A 19,901-nucleotide genomic window follows, 5' to 3' on the forward strand; every position below is an offset into this window, starting at 1 on the left:
TGAGTGAACTATGCTTTAGATCGCAATTGAGAAAAGCTTCCATGCTCGCCTTACAATCTTCGTGTAAGGCTAATAGCACAAGTCCATTTTAATGGACTAAAACACTGCAAGACGCAGATACCCGACTTCTTTAAGAAGTCGGGTATCTAGTTAGGACTATTATATTGGTTTATAATCTATGGCTGTCTTTTTTGCTCTGGTTTTCAAATTAGTTAACAATGCTGTAGACCAAGTAGCTGGTAAAGTAATAATTACAGCTATTTTAAATAATAGTTTTAACCACAAATTTATATATTTGCTCCGAGATGATTCGTTGATTATATATTTGAATAAAAAGATAGCTGCTGCGCAACCTTTTTGTCGATTTAATGGATGTTGTAAGGCTTTACACGTCAAGTATTTATATAATTGAGCAAGGCTCTTTCTACGAATATGCTTATCTAAAAATGGTTTGGCTTGATAAGCGCGTTCAAGTACTAATAGACAAGATTTTTCCTGTCTAGCTAGATTAGAAGACTGGGAATTACCGCTAATTCGATATAGGATTTGTACAGAAGGTACAGCTACAAAATGGAACCGATGGGCTAATCGCAGCCACATATCCCAATCTTGAGCAGCACTGAGGGATTCATCAAAGCCTCCCAAGGTTATTACAGCTTCTCTACGAATTAATGGATTGGAGCCATTCTCTAAAAAGTTAGTTACTAATAACTGTTCATAAACATCGCCGTTGGCTGTAATGTGTGTACCTGAGAGTAAGAAGTTGCCTTTTTCATCAATATAATCAGTCCAACTATAAGCAACTTTTGCTTCTTCATTTTCTTGCAAGGCTTGTAACTGAAGCTGGAGTTTATTAGGTGTCCAAATGTCATCGGCATCTAAAAAACTAATAAATTCTCCTACTGAAACTTTTAGTCCACGGTTGCGACTTACATTGCCACCTGCGTGGGGGTAGGAAAATACTTTGATTCTGGGGTCTTGAAATTGTGAAATAATATCTAAAGTACGATCCTGAGAATCGTCGTTGACTATAATTAATTCAAAATCTGTAAAAGTTTGGTTTAAAACTGATTCAATTGTTTGTTTGATTGTTTTTTCACTATTGTAAGTTGGGATGATTACAGATATGGTAGGCATATTATGAGATTTTTGATTAGGTTGGTATGGAGGGTTAATTCGTTCTTTTGCTCAATCGCCATAGCCATAGGTTAATTTCAACCGCTATAGGTTAATCTCAAACGCCATAGGTTTTAACCTATGGCTTATAGCTAAAGTCCTCGCTCAGAGGACTATCAGGTTCATAGTAGTTTTTAGGGTGGCATTGCTCACCAAATTTTGTAATAATGGGCTTGATTACTTTTTGCTTCTGCCTTCTGCCCTCTGCCTTCTGCCTTCTCTCCGTAAACTTCTTTTTAAAACATAAAAGGGACTCATCATACTACTTAGGTAAAATTCCATTTCACTCATAGCGATCGCATCACTTTGCAATTGTCCTCTATACTTAATAAAGTGTTGTAAAACTCGGCGCAGATTGCCCACAAAAGTTCTGACAAATACTATGGGTTTTCGCCAATGTTCAACTGTAAGCAAACGTAGCTGACAGATACTCAAACCACAGCCACGAGCAAGAGTGATTAAATAATCTTTTTCCAATCGCCATTTTGGTATTTGATGAAAAGTGTGCATGGTAGGGTTATACCAAATTTGCCAACCAGCTTTGTGGATGTAAAGTAGTGGTTCTAAATCTTCGCCTCCTACCATTATCTGTCCCAGTCTACCTTTTAAAATAAATTTTTGTGGAACACTTTCACACCATGCTTGTTTACGAATGACAAGTGCAGCACCAGGAGGAAGACTTAAGTTATCAGGATCATATAAATTCGGTTTTTCTCCTCGTTCTCTAATTGCAAATAAACTCTGAATCCTGGTAAAATTATCTGGTGGTTTTATTTCGTAATCACCATGAATTTGTCCACCCCAAGCACCAGCTTGAGGATATTCTTTACCAAAAAGAACTGCTTCTTTCACCCAATCAAGAGTGGGTAGGTTATCATCATCTAAAAATCCGATTAGTTCACCTTTAGCTTCGCGCACAGCCCGCAGCCGCGCAAAAGCTGCACCCTGTTCTGTTTCTAGAAAATACCTTAACGGACAATCATTGTCGAAGCTTGTTTGGTAGTTGCGAACTACCTCAGCAGTTTTGTCAGTACTGTTGTTGTCAACAATAATAATTTCCCATTTTAGGTGTTCTACTCCTATTTGTGCGCGTAACCGTTCCAAAAGTTTAGGTAAACGGTTTTCCCCATTAAATGTAGGAATGGCGATCGTAAAGTCTAAAAATGTATTATCCATTGGTTGTATAAATCGCTTATCATAAATTTGCACTGTAAATAACCATCCAAATATTTCCTACTCCAAAGGTAAAAAGGACTGATCAAACTACTCACTAATAGCTCCATTTCACAAGCAGCAATTAAATTACCTTTAATAGCACCTCGATATTTAAGTAAGTGAAGTATAATTTTGCGTAAATCATTAGACAAGTACACTATACTTAGCAAAGGTCTTTGCCAAGGTTGTATTCTTAACATACGTAGGTGATGACGACTTAAGCCAACACAGCGAAATAAACGTAAGAGGTATTCTTTTTGCAGTCGCCAAGCTGGGATTTGATGGTAGATTTGCATCTCTGGGTTGTACCAAATTTCCCAACCACCTAACTGAATATGTAGTACTGCTTCTAAATCTTCACTGGCTAATCCAGCTTGTCTACCTTTGTGATTTAAAACTAGGCGTTTAGGAACAGTTTGACACCAAGCTTCTTTACGTACTACTAAGCCTGCGCCTGGAGGTAGTACTTTCATATGTGGTTCGTAACGATGAGGTTCTGCACCCCGCTCAGTTATAGCTAAAAAACAAGCTATTTTCTCAAAGTTATCTGGCGGTTTAACTTCAAATTCACCATGAATTTGACTTCCAAAAGCTCCTGCTTTGGGATGGTTTTGCGCAAAAGTATAAGCCGCTTGCACCCACGTAGCTGATGGGTAGTTGTCATCATCCAAAAAACCGACTACAGAGCCGGATGCTTCTTCAATCGCTCGTTGTCTAGCGTATGCTGCTCCTTGTTTCGTTTCAAAGCAATACCTTAAGGGGTAAGGCTGATGCCAAGAAGCTTGATAGTTTTTAACTACAGCAGCAGTGTTATCTGTGCTGTTATTGTCTACAACAATGATTTCCCAAGAAAAATGCTCTGTTTTAAGTTGATTTCGCAATCTTTCTAACAGTTTTGGTAATCGAAATTCACCGTTGTACGTTGGAATAGCGACGGTAAAGTTACGCCACTCAGTCATACTGAGCGTACCTTCAGTAATTTTTTGTGTTTGGAGATTAAATTAAGGTTATACTGTCTGCTGCTTCAGTAAATACTCCTTAAGTGGTAATAATTTGAGTTTGTAAGGAAAATTTACAGCGGATTGTTGAGTATATGTAGCGAAGCAAACAACCACTCATTTCTTTAATAACAATACCTATTGTCGTCGTTAGCTGTAGGATGATCTTTTCCCATTCGCAATGACCCTAAAAGAGTAGATACATAGACACAACGTTTTGTTTTAGGATCATTTTGGTTATGAAAGGTAATTTTTCCCAAAGTCTTTTGTGCTGTTTGGGTACACTCATCTCCAACTTGGGAAACAGGGCAACCTTGGTAATTAAACATCACTCGCCATACTGGTGTTGAAGGTTGTTTTGGTAAAGTTGTCTCGTATTTACCCAAGTCATTTTTTTGTTGATCGATGCGGATATTTTGCTCTAAGTTATGCCAGAGGCTATCGTTAGTTTGAACTGCATTGGGAATAAATGCTCCTGCTTGAGCTGGATGAACCGCCCATTGCACAACGCCATTTTGTTCTTTGAAGCTAACTTGCCATGTCAATTTTTGTTTGGTAGCTTGGCTTTGTGTCTGCTTCATGGCACGATAAACTTGCTCTTGAGCAGTGTTGAGGCGCTCTCTATCAACAAAATTCTGCCAATTTGGGAGTGCGATCGCACTCAATATACTAATTACTAAAACAACCAACATTGTCTCTAGTAGCGTGAAGCCATTACTAGAGTGATTGTTAAAAATGTTTTTATGCATGAATTAGAAAAAGAAAAACACACCAATGGTATATATTTTTCTCTTCTAGTATTTTTTAATACATCCGGATAGCTAATCAAAACCTGCTAATACTAAATCCACTGTTAAAACCCATCTATCTGTAGAGAAGCTCCGATGGAAAGTCTTTACATTAGATGTTGTTTTTAAAGAGGTTGTAAAAAGAGAATTTTGTATAATAACCAATTCTCAAACAGAGTTTGATACGCTGTGACTGTTCTTTTTGTAAAATATGTTATGAGTCAGAGCTATTATTAAAAACATTTTTATGAACTAAATATTGAAATACGCGCCAAATATATCTATTTTTTTAGCTATTTTTTTTACTTATATATTTAGAGATTATATTATTAGCTTTTAAATCGACGAATTTAATTAATGCTTTTTTCTAAAAAAAGAGTTTTTTGTAAAGCTTGCAAGTTGCTTGCAAGCCGCTTAGGTGTCCAAATATTTATTATTGGTGTCTATAAAACTAACGTATTCACAAACTACAACCTCCATCTCATAGTTAGGACTAAAGTTTGCGCCTACATTAAACCAGTGATTCATCAAATAGTACATTTATTATCTTGACCAGTACTAATTGAGCCAAGTAAGGTTTCAACGGTAGCACAAGTTTTAGAACCACTGTTAATTCTAGGCGAGAAAGTAATTCGCCATGGTTGTGTTCCTTCTTTCTCCACAGAACCATCATAATTGAACTGCATACGATAGAACCCATTAGGACTTGTACTCATAGTAGAGGTCAAAACTTTAATAGCCTTTGAATCCTCTCCAATCAAAGGTTCCCAATTGGTGACTAGACAATTGTTATCTGAGGGAACACGATGTGCAGTGTATAACACTTGATTACCATCGTCTTTAAAGCAAACCTGCCAGCGGAGTTTTTCGCGTTGAGCATTACTCTGAGCATCACGTAATACTGTTAAGGCTTGTCTTTTTGCGCTATTTAACCGTTGTTGATTCACAAAAGCCAGCCAGCTAGGAACAGCGATCGCCGCTAGCACGCCAACCATGATAATTACAACAAGTAATTCTATTAAGGAGAAACCAGCTTCTGGATTGCTGGAGAGCGATCGCGTGTTCATATTGTATTTTTAAACCAGCGATTATTCAGGAATTTTATTGATAACACCACGAACAAATACTTGGGTTTGTAAAACTGTACGAAATTTATCAGATATTACGCCTGATTTTCCATAAGCATTACCCCTTAGATAGAGAACTACATCTTGGTTAATGCCACTTTGAACAGTTACTGATGCTGTAGTTGGCACAGCACTCTTGACACAGGCAAAGAAGCTATTAGAGCTAGCAGTTGTGGCTGTAGCCTTAGGGGTGGGAACATAATTTTTAGTTGAGTCACATTCAGGAACAGTGACACCAGTTGCATCAGGAGCATCGACAAAATCTACCAAAACATCGGGAGAGTTGTCTGTCGATGGTTTTGTACCTCCTTGTAGGTCAGTGGTAGTATTATTGGCGTAATTAACTTTAAGTGGCCATGTTTGGAAAGTAGTACCATCTTCTTCAGATGGATCTACATATCCTTGTGATAGGGTAAGAGCATTATAATTATCATATTTACGTAAAGCATACCTTGTAATCCTAGATTTTCCCTGCCATTTGTTACCAGGGTTAGAAGTTGATTGTAGGTAAACTACAAGTGTATAGGTACGGCGCTTAACTTGAAGGTCTTCACATTCTTGTTTTTTTGGAGCTGTAAAGCTAGTGCAATCGGTGGGTATTTGAGTATCAGAAATTGTTTCTGGTTTCCAAAACGCTAGTATTGGTGTTTGACCAGCACCAAATGTTGGTAGGTAGTTGACCAAACCAGGACAATAATTGGGGTTTCCAGCGCTACCTTGAGCTGTACTTTGTATACAATTACCGTCGTAGATATACACTGCATCCCGTAATTCTTTTGAAATGTAGTCCAATGCCTTTTGCATTTCCTGTTCAGTTTCATTGCGGGCTGTTTCTCTGCCATCAACTTGCAGAATATCCACAACCAAAGACAAAAGAGCCGATATAATTAAAAAGGCAATTAGAACTGCTATCAAAAGTTCCATGAGGGTAAACCCTAAAGTTTTTCCCTTTTGGGAATAGACTAATAACCAATTAAATAGCAGTTTCAGGTGTTTTGCTGTTATCATTATTTGCCAGATTAAAATAGCAAAAAGACTTGGAGTTACGGAGTTAAAAATTCCTTATACTTCGTAAGAGAATCTTTAATATCGCTACGGACTACTGTAGTGTAGACAACAGCCAAGGGATACTTTCGTTGATTTCCTTGCTCTGTGGTAAATTTAAGTGAGGCTTGGGTTGTTTGTAAATTTGATTGTCCTTGAGCTAGCGCTGAATACACCCTTACCCCCATATAAAAAGCAACTATCTGGGCTGGAGTTCCAGAAGTTAGTGTTTTAGTGCGGAATGTTTGTACATAAAAGTCGGGATTACCATTGCCATCAAGGTCGATAAGGCAGGCGTTAGATGAATCAGGAGTGGGAGGAGTAGCAGGAGAAGGAGGATTACAGTCGATAAAAGTACTAGGCGCTGCAACCCCATCAGCAGCACCTGTTCCTCCATCAGGGGGTAAATCGCTACTAGTATAATTTCCTCCCTCAATCAATACTCGTACTTGATCAACTTGACGTTGAGCCAATTGAATTGCCTGTTGCGCTTTTTGATTTTGAACACGAGTAGCTACTACCAAAAAAATTGGAGGAGTAATGGCTACAACAATGACAGTAATTACTATGATAGCCATCAGAGATTCTATGATAGTAAATCCCTGTTCTGATTGGCTTTTGGCAACTAACTTTTGTAACTCAATACTAATTTTTAGTTGCCTGGAGCGATATGCGTCAATTATCCCTGGTAGCATATTATTCTCCTTTTACTGGAGGCTTTAAGAACAGGAGGCAGTAGGATCAATTTGATTTCCGGCTGAGTCTTTTGCGCAGCGCAATTTCTGAATGTATGGGTCGTCTACGGCTAGCTCACGGTAAACTTCACTACGGGTATTACCTGGAACGGAAAAGCGTCGAGCTACAGGACCTGCTGTTTGATATTGCAAAGCAACATCATAACCCCAACGGCGATTTGGTGGTAGAAAGTAAAAGTTATACTCATGTGGATTACCAGTTGACAAAGGAGTTTGACTGGGTTCCCAAGCATCTTGGTCAAAAGGACCTGTGGCTTGAGTACTGAATCTTAACTGTATAAAAGCTCCAGCCATGAACAAATCCTTTCCGTCCCAGTTCTCAATCATTCTGGGAAACATATGGAAGCCTCCATAGGACTGTCCTGCTCGTGAAGGAATAATGTTCTGGACGATAATCGCATTCACCCTTGTTGTGCTGGCAGTACCAACACATTTTCTATTGCTAGGTACGCCACAATAAGGATCGTTATCTGCGAATCTCAGGTAGCTACTAGGGGGTGTACCGCCGAGGGGATGGGGTATAAGTTCATATTCTTTATCATTGATACTTGTTTTATACCAAGGCTTGCCATCTGGAGATATTTTAATGGGAGATCCACTATCAAGGGGGTTTTCCCGCAACCAAGAAGTACCAACAGGGTTGAGGTCAGCTAGTTTGGCACTAGGACGGTTTTGGTTGAGATAGGAAGTGAATAGCGCGGCAGAATCGCAACCATATTCGCTATTTAAAATTGCGGCAGGAAAAATGATTCCCGGATAAATAATTCCATCTTCTATGCTGCCGTCACAAAAGTTATTTGACAGGACAGTGACAGAATCTCCAAGAACTTCTGTAGGACGCCATGTATCATCTGTTGGTTTAGCAAACCTATCATCTTTTCTATCTCTGGTGTAGAAGTTACTCCAGTCATCCTTTAGCTTACCATTATTATCAGGTATAGTATTTTCGGGGGGATCGTTTTTGAACTCCTCTAGTAGTTTCATGGGGTTATTAGTGCCGTCTGTGCTGTGAAGGTTTAAATCCCCTTGGATATAAACCGGATTATCAGATACAAACGACATCCCAGCAGTATTCGTACCACGACTTATATTGGAACCATTTTTTAAGCGGAATCCATAAGGACGACGGTCTGGATCAGGAAGGTAATCTACAGGTTTGGTAGTAATGCCGTTGCCAGTTGGATTTACCGTACTAATATCTGGATCGCTGGAGGAACCACCAGGAATTGCGTTCATACCTGATCCGGCAGGTCTAGCGATCGCATCTTCCCGAACTGCATCTTCCCGGAAGGCGTAAACGATCCCATTGGGAGGAGGAGCGTTAGGATCTGTGGCAGTGTTATCGTTAGTCGGTAGCCATTGATCTCCACCTGGAGCATTGTTAGATCGCAGCAAATCTAAGTCAATATCCAATACCCGCACGCTCATCATTTCACGACCGTTAAACAGAGCTGCATCTTTAAAAGGGACTTGGTAATATGTCTCAGTGCCGGCTGCATCAACATATTTAATTAAATTGTTTAAGCCTGGTTTATTACTATTAGGTAAACTATCTGGCTGACCCGGTATGGAATTTATTTGCGTAGAATTAAGAGGAAATTTTGGCACTTTCCAGTTAGCTAAAGCTTGAGGAATAATCTTAATAGTTGATAAATCTGTGTTACTAATCGCCTGATAACGGGTAGCTAAGGAGACTGGATTAATTCCAGTGATGTATGAATCAGAGCGGTCTTCAGGGTGGTCGCTGAATGGAAAAATGTAATACAAAGCTTTGTACTTGACATCATTTTGGCTGTAACCGGCCCCAGCCCTTGAAGGACAGAGTTTATCCAATGCGGTTACTGCTGCATTAATAAACTTAGCGTTGTCACAAGTGTAACCTAACGCATTTTGGCGATCCAGGTCTACTTGTTCTTTTGTGGCGATTAGCCGTGCAAGTTGAATTAACTGCTTTTTAATCGGCAAGTATGTCTGGTTGTTTGTACTGGTAATGTTATCCTGTAGTGCTTTTATCGCTCTTTCCGGATCTCTAGCTCCAACAGTACCTGCAGCAGCAGCCAAGGCGGCATCTAAATTATCCAATAGCTGAACAGTTGCATTTGTATTGTCCCAGTTTTGAGCGTAATCATAGTCGTTGAGATAGCTAATGTTGTAAGCTAGCATTCCCAATAAACAATTTGCCGTATCTCTGTATGATTGATCGGCGATACTAGTTCCTGTGAGCGATCGACGCAAATTAGAAAAATCCCCATAACTTGTGAATTCAGGATAGGGATGAGTGACTTGTAATCCTGCAACTGCCTGTGATGCTGCTGTATCTTGCTTGGGTGGAAAAGCGCCGTGGGTATCTCCAGCAAAATTGGCTAAGTTCTGTCTGGCAGGGGCTAGAGCAGTACTATTAGTAGGAACGCTAAATTCCCAGCCATTAGTACCTCTGCCTGTAAAAAAGTCGTTAATAATATATTCTTGATCACCAGTAGCTGTTTTAAATTTTATGGTTTCAAAAGTCGCACTTCTTTTAAGAGTTTCTGCTGTCCCTGGATGAACGGTTGTCGCCACACAAGCAACAGGAGTAGTTCCATTGGCACTCTTGTAATGATAAACAGCAGTTGCTTGCACGGCAGCTACATTATCTCTTTGGGTGCGGCGCTGGAGAAATTCATGTTCTCTATTAGAGGGCAAGTTTGAGGCTGGTGCTAGGGGATTACCTAATTCCAGTCTCTGTCCTACTAAAACTCGTAAACCTCCTGTAACTGCCCTTCGTTCCCAGTAGCCATCTAAGCCCAAAGCTTCTGGACTTTTTGGATCTGGGGGAGTATTTCTTGTTAAGGCTGTGTAATTCGTGTCAGTAGTAGGTATTACATCACCGACTTTACTACCTGAGGGTATTTTAACTTGGCTAATCGTGATTGGTTTACCATCATAAGTTGGGTTGGGTCCATAGCGATCATCAGCCCGATAAGTATCATCTAGGTAAGGCGGATTAGTTGCTTCATCAAAAATTCTCCTCTTGGTATATACATCTCTTGTTTTCCATTGTGGATCCAGATATGATGTATTTGTTGAGTCAGTAGTACCTCTGGCTTTAAATATATCCTGTGTAAACAAAGCAACAGGATCAAGAGCAAGGTCATCTGGGTTGATAGTAGAACCTGAAGGTAACTCAATAGAATCTAATTCTGGTTTAAATTGTTCGTCTTCGGTTGGGGGAGTGCCATTAGCGTTATATAAGTCAAATCTCGAATCACCACCAAATTGTTGCAAATTCAATCTGCCTGCTATGAATTGACCTTGAAAGGTTACATTACCCGTTGCTTGATCTGTGTACCTGCTAGTTGTTACTTTAGAATCATTTGGTGAAGTATTGACGCAAGAAGCAGTAGAACTAATTAAGTAGGATCTAAAAGTACCAAATGGTCCAAAGAAGAAATTGCCGTCACTGTGCATAGCTCCATTCCATCTAAGTGTTGGAGCATTAAATAGTTCTAAGTCGTAGCGGAAGTAAGCTCCCCATTTGTTACCTTTATCCGCTTGTTTATCCTGTTGGAGTTCAAGTGTTGCTACGGTTCGATTTGGTGTATTCGCATTTTCAACAACAAAGGCAGTAATTTGAAAAGTTTTGGCTAAAGTAGCAGATGTAATGGGTTCCCAATCTCTTTCATTTGACGCTAATTGAACTGCACCACCGCATCCGGTTGTTGAAGATTTGTTTGTGTTTACTGGACCGTTGCGAACTACCAAGTAATCCGCTTTGGTATTAGCGTTATCTCTTATATTTGCAACAGTAGTACCACTTGAGTTTGTTACTTGTTTTTTAAAGATAATTGAGTAGACAATAGTTTTCCCGTTTTCTTGGAAATACCAGCCAATGCCGGGGTTGTTATCAGGGTCTTTGAAATCTACCAAGCGTGTCTCACCTGGGAGCGTATAAGTGTCAGCAGTGCCAGTGGCAGGTGCTTGGAGTATGCTCTGTATAACACTATCTGAAGGTATCCCTGCTGGTAAACGAGTATCTTGTCTGAAAAGGTACTCCAGTTTGGACTTGGCACGTTCAATTGCTGGCGTAGCTGAATTATATATTACTTGCTGCTTACGTTCACTAATGACTTGACTAGTACGACTGAAAGTGCGAAAGACTAAAGCTGTGATTGCCAAAGTCACAACTAAAATCACCATGACCGTAGTTGGCAGCACAAACCCGCCTTGAAGATGCCGCCGAGAACTTATAAGTAAAATACGCAAAAACCATTGAGGGTCAGGTGTTGTTGCTGTTTTATTTAATGTAACAACTTTTTGCCAAAAGCGGGTAAATGCTCTGGTGTATTTGTGCTTGGTCATAAATGCGCTATTAAAACCAAAATTTTTATGGCAAAGACCTGTGCTTTTGTAAAAACACTATATTTCAGCAGTAGTATCGGAATTTGTCCGAATAATGCTTATAAGTTGAGATTACCCAATTTTCCAAAAAAACTATCACTTCACAATTACAAAATTCTTTTACTACAGATGCCTATAAATGTGATGGTACAGGGTGTTATTTTTTCCGGTCATCTGGGTAATCTAAACATAAGGACGAAGGTTTCATCCTTTACTATTCTTCCAGCTACATGCTTTAGAGCGGTTTTTGTCACCTAAATAACCCGTAAATCAGAAAATCTTCAAGCAACACGCTCACATCTGGTTGAGAAAGTGCTGTTGCTGTTAATCCATATTTGCTAATGATTGCAAGATATGACCAAATGCATGGACTTTACTGTAGCTATTTGCACCTATAACGGAGAAAACCGTTTGCCGGAAGTGTTGGAGCTACTACGAAATCAAGTTCTCACAGAAAACCTCTCCTGGGAAGTTATTGTTATCGATAACAACAGTACAGACAACACTGCCAAAATTGTCCAACAATATCAAACAAATTGGTCAGCTACTAATCCCTTAATTTATTGCTTTGAACCACAACAAGGTGCAGGGTTTGCCAGAAAAAGGGCAATTAGTGAGAGTCATGCCGAACTAATTGGCTTTCTAGATGACGACAACTTGCCCAAGCTTGATTGGGTTGCAGTTGCTTATACTTTTGGAAAAGAGTATCCAAGAGCAGGAGCCTATGGAAGCCAAATTCACGCTGATTATGAAGTACAACCACCGGATAATTTTGCTCGAATTGCGCCATTTTTAGCAATTACAGAACGTGGTTCTCAGCCTCTACTGTATCATCCTAGCAAAAAATTACTACCTCCTTCAGCTGGGCTTGTTGTACGTAAACAGGCTTGGCTGGAGAGCGTTCCCAATCACTGTATTTTAACAGGCAGAGTTAAGGGGAATATGCTGACTAGTGAAGATATAGAAGTTTTGTCCTATATCCAAAAAACTGGTTGGGAAATCTGGTACAACCCCGCAATGCAGCTTTTTCACAAAATACCAAGTTGGCGCTTACAAAGGAACTATTTAATCCCTTTTTTTCGTGGTATTGGACTTAGCCGCTATGTCACCCGGACAGCCAGTCTTAAACCTTGGCTCAAACCGTTGGTAATGGTTGCTTATACGATCAACGACCTGCGTAAAATTACATTACACCTACTCAAATATCGCAACAAAATAAAGACTGATATAGTAGCTGCTTGTGAAATGCAGCTAATGTTTAGTAGCCTGCTCAGTCCTATTTACTTGTGGCAAAAAGGATATTTTAAACTTAAGAAACAATGAACTTGATAAACTTTACCGTAGCAATTCCTACTTATAATGGAGTGAATCGATTTCCAAAAGTTTTAGAGTATTTGCAAAAGCAAACAGAAGTTGAAAAACTTACTTGGGAAATTATTATTGTTGATAATAATAGTACTGATGATACAGCGAAGGTAGTTCATGACTTTCAAAAAACTTGGAACAAGCCGTATCCTTTAAGATATATTTTTGAACCTGAACAAGGAGCAGGATTTGCCCGACAACGTGCCATAGTGGAAGCAAGGGGGGAAATCGTCGGTTTTTTAGATGATGATAATCTACCTGCACCTAATTGGATTATAGAAGCTTTCAAGTTTGCGATCGCTCATTCTCAAGTTGGAGCATATGCTAGCCAAATTCATGGTATTTTTGAAGTAGAACCACCCGAAGATATTAAACCTATTTTATTTTATCTTGCTATTACTGAAAGGGGTGACAAACCTCATATATACGAACCTAGTCGTAAGGGATTTCCTCCTTCGGCTGGCTTAGTTGTACGTAGAAATGCATGGATAGACAATGTTCCTCATCGCCTTTTTCTAGTAGGTAGAGTTGGTTCATCTATGTTAGGAAGTGAAGATGCAGAAGCTTTACTATATATTCATAGAGCCGGGTGGGAAATTTGGTATAACCCAAAAATGGAAGTAGACCACATTATTCCATCTTGGCGATTAGAAAAAGATTACCTAATTTCCTTAATGCGTGGTATTGGTTTAGCTCGTTATCATTTGCGTATGCTACTTCTTAAAACTTGGCAAAGACCCTTTGCTTTCTGTATATATTTCACTAACGATTTTCGCAAATTATTATTTTATTTTTTTAAAAAAAGAAAGTCTTTAAAGAGTAATATTGTTGCTGCCTGCGAAATGGAAAGACTTACCTCTACTTTAGCCAGCCCCTTCTTTTTATTGCTACTAAGGACTAAAAGATTTGCCAAATTATCAGCTTTTTTTACCAATCAAATTTTTTAAAGTGTTTTTTTTTATTTTCAAATATCATACTTTTGCCCGTAAATTATTTTGATTTATTAAGAACTATGCATCTTATTGTTTTAGAAAATGAAGTATCCTCTTTTCGTGGGGGTCAAGAGCGAAGCCTACTAGATGTTTGCCGTGGTTTATATCATCGTGGACATAGTATTAGTCTACTTTACATAAAAGAAGGAGACTTACTTAGCCAATATAATGAATTTTGCTCTAATTTAATTCAGGTTAGTAGTTATAGAATTGAACGTCGAAAAATAATTCAATCTATAAATAATTTTTTACTGAATAATATTAAACTAAAAACAACTACAGATAGTGTAGTTTACAGTAATCAGTATCATGATAGTTTTTTTGCTTATACTTTAGCACTATCTAAAAATATTCCTTTTGTTTGTCATTTGCGATTACCTCCACCACCTTTAAGAACACTTGGTTTTCAATGGGGTATTGGAATGCAAGGCGCAAAAAGGTTAATTGCAGTTTCAAATCAGACTAAATTAGATTGGATTAATAGAGGATTTAAGGAAGATAAAATTGATGTTGTATACAATGGAGTTAACCCAGAAATATTTATTCAAAACTCAGATAATATATCTACATATAAAAATAAATTAGGTATTAATGAAAATACCAGAATTATTTCGTATATCGGTAGATTGGATAAAGAAAAAGGGCTTGAAACACTAATTCAAGGATTTGCCTTATTTTTAAAAAGTGACACAAATGCTAAGTTATTAATTGCAGGAAAACCATTATGCCAGGATAATGATTACAAAAAGCATCTCATAAAACTAACTAATGATTTAGGTATAGAAGAGAATGTTTCATTTCTAGGTCATGTAAATAATACTATTTCTCTTTATCAAATAAGTGATTGCACTATCTTGCCCAGTTTACATTCTGAACCATTTGGCAGAACTATTATAGAATCAATGGCTTGTGGAACTCCTGTTGTAGCTAGTCGAACTGGCGGAATTACCGAGATTTTGACTCTTGAGTTTCAAGATGGGCTTTTTGAACCAGGAAACGTACAAGATTTAGTAACTACTTTAAATATTATGCTAAAAAAGAAAGATTTAGATCCTCATTTGAGTGACAAGTGCAGGAAACACATTTTATGTAATTTTCATTTAGACAGAATGGTTGACGGCGTTGAAAAAGTCCTTGTAAAAAGTCTTAAAAATTAAGTATATATATGCAATTAAATAATCCAAAAGTATCAGTAATCATACCCAACTATAATCACAAAGAGTATTTGGAAAGAGCAATCAATAGTGTTATACATCAGTCGTATACTGATTACGAGATAATTGTTATTGATGATGCTTCAACAGATGATAGTGTTAATTTTATTCATGATAAATTTCCTAATGTTTGCTTAGTTTCCCTGTCAAAAAATCGTGGTGCAGGTGGAGCGCGAAACGAGGGAATAAATATAGCAAGGGGTAGCTTTATAGCCTTTTTGGATTCTGATGATGAGTGGGCATCAAATTATTTAGAAACCCAAATCAAGTACATTGAAAGTAGTCCAAGTACTATATTAGTATGGAGCGGTTGCATCCATCAAAAAAAAGATGGTACTGTAGAAAAATTTAGTTGCAAGCCTTGGCTGCAATATCCCAATTTAACTTATCATTTGTTATCTGAAAACTTTATACTCACACCATCAATAGTAATGGTACGAACAGACTTTTTGAAACAGGCTGATTGCTTTAATGAAAGTCTAAGAATATGTGCAGACAAAGAGCTATTTTTAAAATTATTTTGTTTGGGTGAAGTAGCTCATGTTCCTCATTACCTTGTCACAAAATACTGTCATTCGACCAATCTTACAGGCAATTATAAACTTTGGGTAAAAGAGACATTTGATGTATTAGATATATTCTATTCTAACAATTTAAGCGCTCCTTACAAGCACTTTGAAATTGAAACTAGAAGTCACAATGCTATGAGATTAGCAAGAATATTATGGCGTGAAAAACGTCAATTTCTATTTGCAACACAACTGCTTTTAAAGGCTTTTTTAATTTCACCTACGTATATGAGTAAGCATTTTTTGAAAAAAATCGTTAAAAGTAATACATAATAGTGCATTTTTCGCAATTTCTACACTCAAGCTATTTGTGGCGATCACCTGCTTTCTTTAAGAAGACCGAATGTTAGGTTCAGTCTTCTTAATCTTCTTCTTCGACACGCGCTTTGTAATACTCCCTCATAGATTCCTTAGAAATAATCGCATTACAGGGAGCATCCATAGACAGTCCATCCCTTGCTTTAATCCAAGGATCTTCTTGGTGAGTCATGCGTTCTAATTCGTAAGCGTCACAAGCAAAGTAGACTTCTGCAACCTCATTTAAAAAATGAGCAATATTTTCGCTTAACTCTGGCTTTTGCACGTCTTTCAGGATAGGCTGCCACCCAAAGCTCTTGTATTCCCGGTATAAAGCAGGAATTACAGGACCATGAACCCACGCTTCAAAATCCTCTTCAAATAGAGGAGTGCCATAAATAGCCAAATACCAAGCCTGAGCATAGTAAACCAGCTTCTGTAACTTCAGGTTACTGATATAGGAACCTGTTTCGTTAGCAAGGTGGATGAAGAAGTCTGCCACATTGTAACAGTTAAGCATTCTTTTCCCAATTAATAACTAGTATATAATTAGTTTACCTTCTGGATATTCACCCTCCCAGCCACAGGGAAAATGTCCTAAGCGGTACCACTCCATCAATTTGATAAAGAAAGTGTCAGTACTTTGAGTCACAATTTCCACCGCTGCCGCCGCTGCATCATAGGCTACAGCATCAGCTACACTTATCCCCTCTTCAAGTTTGTGACAATCAATTGATTTTGATGCAGCTTGGAAAGCTTGATCATAAGCAATATCCCAAACTAGATTCATACTATCCACATGCTTATGAAATGAAGCATTTATCCAATTTTCATTTTGTAGATGTTCCCAAGCATCATTCCAAGAAAATAACTGCTTAACTTCTTGACTATGTATAGACTTCCCAACATTTTTAAACCAAAGAATTGTATCCAACTCTTTAATAAAATTTTTAACTTGTGGATTACCAGCTTTTTTTGCCATTGCTGCCAATTCTTTGGTTTTTAGAGTTTTGATTGTCTTGGTATTAAGTTTAACCCACTGCAAAACCTGTATATTGTCGTACTTTGGGATGACGAAACCCAAGTACTATATCTTCTTTACTTACACCTGCTTCTAGTAAATCATTCGCAACTCCTTCCTCAGTATCGTCGCATTGAATCCAAATTTTATTACCAATTAAATCTAGGTGGATAGGTGTAGTGTGTAGATAATCGTCATTACTCCAACCAATGTCTAATACTAAGTAGCGTCCTCTCTCATCATCAAATAAAACTTGAGAGTCATAGCTATCAGGTATAGAAGCACGATATTGGGCATGTTCTTTTAATAATTTTTTAATAATTTCCTGATATTTTAATCTGGTATCCATTGAACTATTGCCTCTGTTTCTTGGTCAAAAACAACAAGTCGAATAATTTGATTCTTTAGCAACACTTGTCCCAATTCTATGGTAAACACTCTATTAAAAGTCAATCGAGAAACTGCAAGGTAAAGACTTCTATCTACACCCATTTCATCCAGTACTTGACGGTATAAAATATACTGTCCCAAAGCCTGTTCCAAATCCTTTACCTCAGACTCGCCCACAAAACTTTTGACTTCAACAACAATTTTTTCTGTCCCTTTTTCAGCACTAACTAAACGCTCTGCACCAAGATCAGCCGATAAACGTTTGTTGCCGATTTTTAGTGGGAATGGGTCATGGGTAATTTTCCATCCATCCTTTTGTAAAGCACGTTTAACGGTATCGTGATAAATGTCTCGCCTAGACATGCCAATCTCTTCTCTATTTTAGCATCCTTTAAATACTTTTAAAAGCGCGATCGCCTAGATCGAAATAATCGCCAAAGCTACAGCCATAAAACAGGGCATTACCAGTTTCAAACCAACAACGAGAGAAGATGTAGCCTGCGCAGGCAGGCTTTGTAATTTAAGCCCCACCCTTCTAGGGTGAGGGCGATTCCATCCCCGTTCTCGCTGCTGATTGTATAATTTAAAACCTTAGTAATGATTAAGGTTAAGACCAGCTTCTTTTGCCATTGCTGCCAATCCTTTGGTTTCTAGGGTTTTGATTGCCTTGGTAGACAACTTCAGTTTCACCCAGCGATTTCCTTCAGACCACCAAACGCGCTTGGTTTGCAGGTTTACGTGCTGAAGGCGCTTTGTACGGCGGTGGGAGTGGGAGATTGCAAAAGCGTTATTTGCTTTTTTCCCAGTTAGTTCACAGCGACGAGACATAATAAAAATTTCCAGATTTGGAATACAACCTTTATATTTTAGTACCCCATGTTGAGTTCTTGCGCTTGAGCAGCAAGCTCTTCAAGAGTTTGCTTTCTTGCCACGTTAATTATGAACATCGCGCTTGTATCCATTGTTTATCCACATCATTAAATGCTGGTGGTGGGGATGATTGCGTATAATTGATTGACAAATCATATGCCGCTTCATCGTAAATTGCATTAAGAGCGGCTTGTAAGTCAAGAACTGCATCGGGATCGGGTTGCCGTAAGGGAACGGGAATTGTGGGGAGGGTATCTTGTAACGTTACTGGCCACACGTCGATCACTCCAGATTCCGCCCGTGTAAGCGTAACCAAGTAAGGAACATCTGGAAGGCGTGGGTGATTAAAAGGGCGTGTTCCCCTACGCAATAAGTCAATTTCAATAAGATGAACCTTGGCGTTATAAAGGCGCTGACGTTTTTTACGATAATCAGTTAAACCGGGTTCGCGTTTATTTGCAGGTGAGATAATTTCAATACATGACACGAGTACGTTGTTAAGGGTATCTCGAATCTCTATGGAGGGGATGCGAACTTCGATTGGTTGGATAACTGGAAGCGTTAGGGGTGCGGGAGTGGGTACTAAAATGCCGATTTCACTTTCCCAAGAAGTATATTCTACCACATAAATTTCTAACCGTGCGGCATATTTAGGAAGCAACTGCGGTGCGAGGAAGGCGCGAAGTTTACTTGCCAGCGCGTTATGCACATCTGGCCACAGTGCCGCTTCGAGGTATGGATCCATGCCAGGGAAAGGAGAGGTCATCACAATCAAAGATCTCCGGTTGGGGGTGCCATTTCAATAATTACTCCATTATGTAGCTCATACCTCACCCCGTCGTTGGGATACCACTCAATAAATTCCTCGAAGGTTACTGTTTTAGGTAGGGTTTGGCTCATAAGATTTTGTAATAATACTTTTATATCTTAGTTACTTTGAACCAACTATGAGTGAAGTTAAGTCTACTCGCACAGTACGTCGAGGAAGAATTTTCCCCCAAATCCAGTGGACTGAAGAACAACTTGCCCAATGGGAAGCAGAACGTACTGCATTTCGTCAGCGGTGTCAAATAATTTTTGACCGTGTGAAGTCAGAGTATCTGCAAACGCACTACAACTGGTACATTGCCATTGAGCCAGATAGTGGGGAGTATTTTATTGATAAGGATGAATTTTTAGTTGCCCAGATAGCGCATCAAAAATACCCTCAAGCGAAGCTATACGTTTTCCGCATCAATGAAACAGGGGTGTGCGGCACCATATGATTGCAGGGTTTTTTGGTGATGAGGATGGATTATTCTTTGAGATAGATTTGATAGCGGCGGACGGATTGGAACTACCAGTTGATGCACTTTTTGATACGGGTTTTTCTGGTTGGATAGCAATCAATAATCAGGATTTAGATGCGCTTGGTTGGACTTATGTAGAACAGCAACCTATGCGAACTGCACAGGGGGAAGTAGAGTTTGATCTCTATTTAGGAAAAGTGCGAATTGATGAACAAGAATTTAATATTCTCGTTCATGTAGGATCTGGAGTACCCGAAGTTTTACTTGGTCGTCAGTGGTTGAAGACACGGCGGTTGGTGGTAGATATGCCGTCGGATATGTTGACATTAACTCCTAGCCAGGGATTTCAATGACTTGAGAGGCGGAGCTTCAAGGTAGGCATTCCCACCCCACCCCATACCCCTCCCCGTATAC

General features: G+C 38.8%; 20 protein-coding genes and 1 pseudogene. 6 read left to right on the top strand and 15 right to left on the bottom strand.

What is annotated here, in order from left to right:
• Positions 1-159 precede the first annotated feature (159 nt).
• The 8 genes from ICL16_RS04860 to hpsA form a co-directional block, all read right to left on the bottom strand.
• Positions 160-1,137 carry a glycosyltransferase gene (locus ICL16_RS04860; RefSeq protein WP_190825753.1) on the bottom strand — a complete coding sequence of 326 codons (978 nt, stop codon included), beginning with the start codon at positions 1,135-1,137 and terminating at the stop codon, positions 160-162.
• Positions 1,138-1,353: 216 nt separating this feature from the next.
• Complete coding sequence (gene hpsE / locus ICL16_RS04865; protein WP_190825754.1) at positions 1,354-2,352, bottom strand: hormogonium polysaccharide biosynthesis glycosyltransferase HpsE; 999 nt, start codon at positions 2,350-2,352, stop codon at positions 1,354-1,356.
• Positions 2,334-3,350, bottom strand: coding sequence for a hormogonium polysaccharide biosynthesis glycosyltransferase HpsE (hpsE, locus tag ICL16_RS04870; RefSeq protein WP_190825755.1), 1,017 nt, complete (start codon positions 3,348-3,350; stop codon positions 2,334-2,336). Before hpsE (ICL16_RS04870) ends, hpsE (ICL16_RS04865) begins: the two co-directional genes overlap by 19 nt.
• A 164-nt stretch (positions 3,351-3,514) precedes the next feature.
• The gene (locus ICL16_RS04875) at positions 3,515-4,138 is read right to left on the bottom strand and encodes a pilus assembly FimT family protein (protein ID WP_190825756.1); all 624 of its coding nucleotides are present in this window, start codon (positions 4,136-4,138) and stop codon (positions 3,515-3,517) included.
• A 566-nt stretch (positions 4,139-4,704) separates the two neighbouring features.
• Positions 4,705-5,244 carry a type II secretion system protein gene (locus tag ICL16_RS04880; RefSeq protein ID WP_190825757.1) on the bottom strand — a complete coding sequence of 180 codons (540 nt, stop codon included), beginning with the start codon at positions 5,242-5,244 and terminating at the stop codon, positions 4,705-4,707.
• A gap of 21 nt (positions 5,245-5,265) precedes the next feature.
• The gene (locus ICL16_RS04885) at positions 5,266-6,312 is read right to left on the bottom strand and encodes a hypothetical protein (protein WP_190825758.1); all 1,047 of its coding nucleotides are present in this window, start codon (positions 6,310-6,312) and stop codon (positions 5,266-5,268) included.
• Positions 6,313-6,347: 35 nt separating this feature from the next.
• Positions 6,348-7,043: a hypothetical protein gene (locus ICL16_RS04890; RefSeq protein ID WP_190825759.1), complete on the bottom strand. Its 696-nt coding sequence runs from the start codon at positions 7,041-7,043 to the stop codon at positions 6,348-6,350.
• 24 nt (positions 7,044-7,067) lie between these two features.
• Positions 7,068-11,441 (bottom strand): hormogonium polysaccharide biosynthesis protein HpsA, encoded by a 4,374-nt coding sequence (gene hpsA / locus ICL16_RS04895; protein ID WP_190825760.1) that lies wholly within the window; start codon positions 11,439-11,441, stop codon positions 7,068-7,070.
• Between the two features lie 393 nt (positions 11,442-11,834).
• Here hpsA and hpsE (ICL16_RS04900) point away from each other — a divergent pair, with 393 nt between their 5' ends.
• The 4 genes from hpsE (ICL16_RS04900) (at position 11,835) to ICL16_RS04915 (ending at position 15,893) form a co-directional block, all read left to right on the top strand.
• The gene (gene hpsE, locus ICL16_RS04900; protein WP_190825761.1) at positions 11,835-12,803 is read left to right on the top strand and encodes a hormogonium polysaccharide biosynthesis glycosyltransferase HpsE; all 969 of its coding nucleotides are present in this window, start codon (positions 11,835-11,837) and stop codon (positions 12,801-12,803) included.
• Entirely contained in the window at positions 12,800-13,792 is a 993-nt protein-coding gene (hpsE, locus tag ICL16_RS04905) for a hormogonium polysaccharide biosynthesis glycosyltransferase HpsE (protein ID WP_190825762.1), read from the top strand. Before hpsE (ICL16_RS04900) ends, hpsE (ICL16_RS04905) begins: the two co-directional genes overlap by 4 nt.
• A 65-nt stretch (positions 13,793-13,857) precedes the next feature.
• A complete protein-coding gene (locus ICL16_RS04910) occupies positions 13,858-14,994 on the top strand; it encodes a glycosyltransferase family 4 protein (RefSeq protein WP_190825763.1) in 1,137 nt (378 codons plus the stop codon).
• Positions 14,995-15,002: 8 nt separating this feature from the next.
• A complete protein-coding gene (locus tag ICL16_RS04915; protein ID WP_190825764.1) occupies positions 15,003-15,893 on the top strand; it encodes a glycosyltransferase family 2 protein in 891 nt (296 codons plus the stop codon).
• An 88-nt stretch (positions 15,894-15,981) separates the two neighbouring features.
• Here the strand turns inward: ICL16_RS04915 and ICL16_RS04920 are convergent, their stop codons facing one another.
• The 7 genes and pseudogenes from ICL16_RS04920 to ICL16_RS04950 form a co-directional block, all read right to left on the bottom strand.
• Positions 15,982-16,437: a Panacea domain-containing protein gene (locus ICL16_RS04920; protein WP_190825765.1), complete on the bottom strand. Its 456-nt coding sequence runs from the start codon at positions 16,435-16,437 to the stop codon at positions 15,982-15,984.
• 18 nt (positions 16,438-16,455) lie between these two features.
• Positions 16,456-16,962 (bottom strand): hypothetical protein, encoded by a 507-nt coding sequence (locus ICL16_RS04925; RefSeq protein WP_238360606.1) that lies wholly within the window; start codon positions 16,960-16,962, stop codon positions 16,456-16,458.
• Positions 16,949-17,287, bottom strand: a complete 339-nt coding sequence (locus ICL16_RS04930) for a XisI protein (protein WP_190825767.1) — start codon at positions 17,285-17,287, stop codon at positions 16,949-16,951. Before ICL16_RS04930 ends, ICL16_RS04925 begins: the two co-directional genes overlap by 14 nt.
• Entirely contained in the window at positions 17,272-17,691 is a 420-nt protein-coding gene (locus tag ICL16_RS04935) for a XisH family protein (protein ID WP_190825768.1), read from the bottom strand. The genes ICL16_RS04930 and ICL16_RS04935 overlap by 16 nt, the downstream gene beginning before the upstream one ends.
• 228 nt (positions 17,692-17,919) lie before the next feature.
• The gene (rpmB, locus tag ICL16_RS04940) at positions 17,920-18,156 is read right to left on the bottom strand and encodes a 50S ribosomal protein L28 (RefSeq protein ID WP_190825769.1); all 237 of its coding nucleotides are present in this window, start codon (positions 18,154-18,156) and stop codon (positions 17,920-17,922) included.
• 109 nt (positions 18,157-18,265) lie between these two features.
• Complete coding sequence (locus tag ICL16_RS04945; RefSeq protein WP_190825890.1) at positions 18,266-18,964, bottom strand: DUF4058 family protein; 699 nt, start codon at positions 18,962-18,964, stop codon at positions 18,266-18,268.
• Positions 18,965-18,975: 11 nt separating this feature from the next.
• Positions 18,976-19,098 (bottom strand): annotated as a pseudogene (locus tag ICL16_RS04950) (Uma2 family endonuclease); the annotation flags it as partial.
• Positions 19,099-19,145: 47 nt separating this feature from the next.
• Here ICL16_RS04950 and ICL16_RS04955 point away from each other — a divergent pair.
• Positions 19,146-19,463: a hypothetical protein gene (locus ICL16_RS04955; RefSeq protein ID WP_190825770.1), complete on the top strand. Its 318-nt coding sequence runs from the start codon at positions 19,146-19,148 to the stop codon at positions 19,461-19,463.
• Complete coding sequence (locus ICL16_RS04960) at positions 19,460-19,840, top strand: aspartyl protease (protein ID WP_190825771.1); 381 nt, start codon at positions 19,460-19,462, stop codon at positions 19,838-19,840. The genes ICL16_RS04955 and ICL16_RS04960 overlap by 4 nt, the downstream gene beginning before the upstream one ends.
• Positions 19,841-19,901 lie beyond the last annotated feature (61 nt).

The organism is Iningainema tapete BLCC-T55, assembly GCF_014698965.1.
GTDB classification, from domain to species: domain Bacteria; phylum Cyanobacteriota; class Cyanobacteriia; order Cyanobacteriales; family Nostocaceae; genus Iningainema; species Iningainema tapete.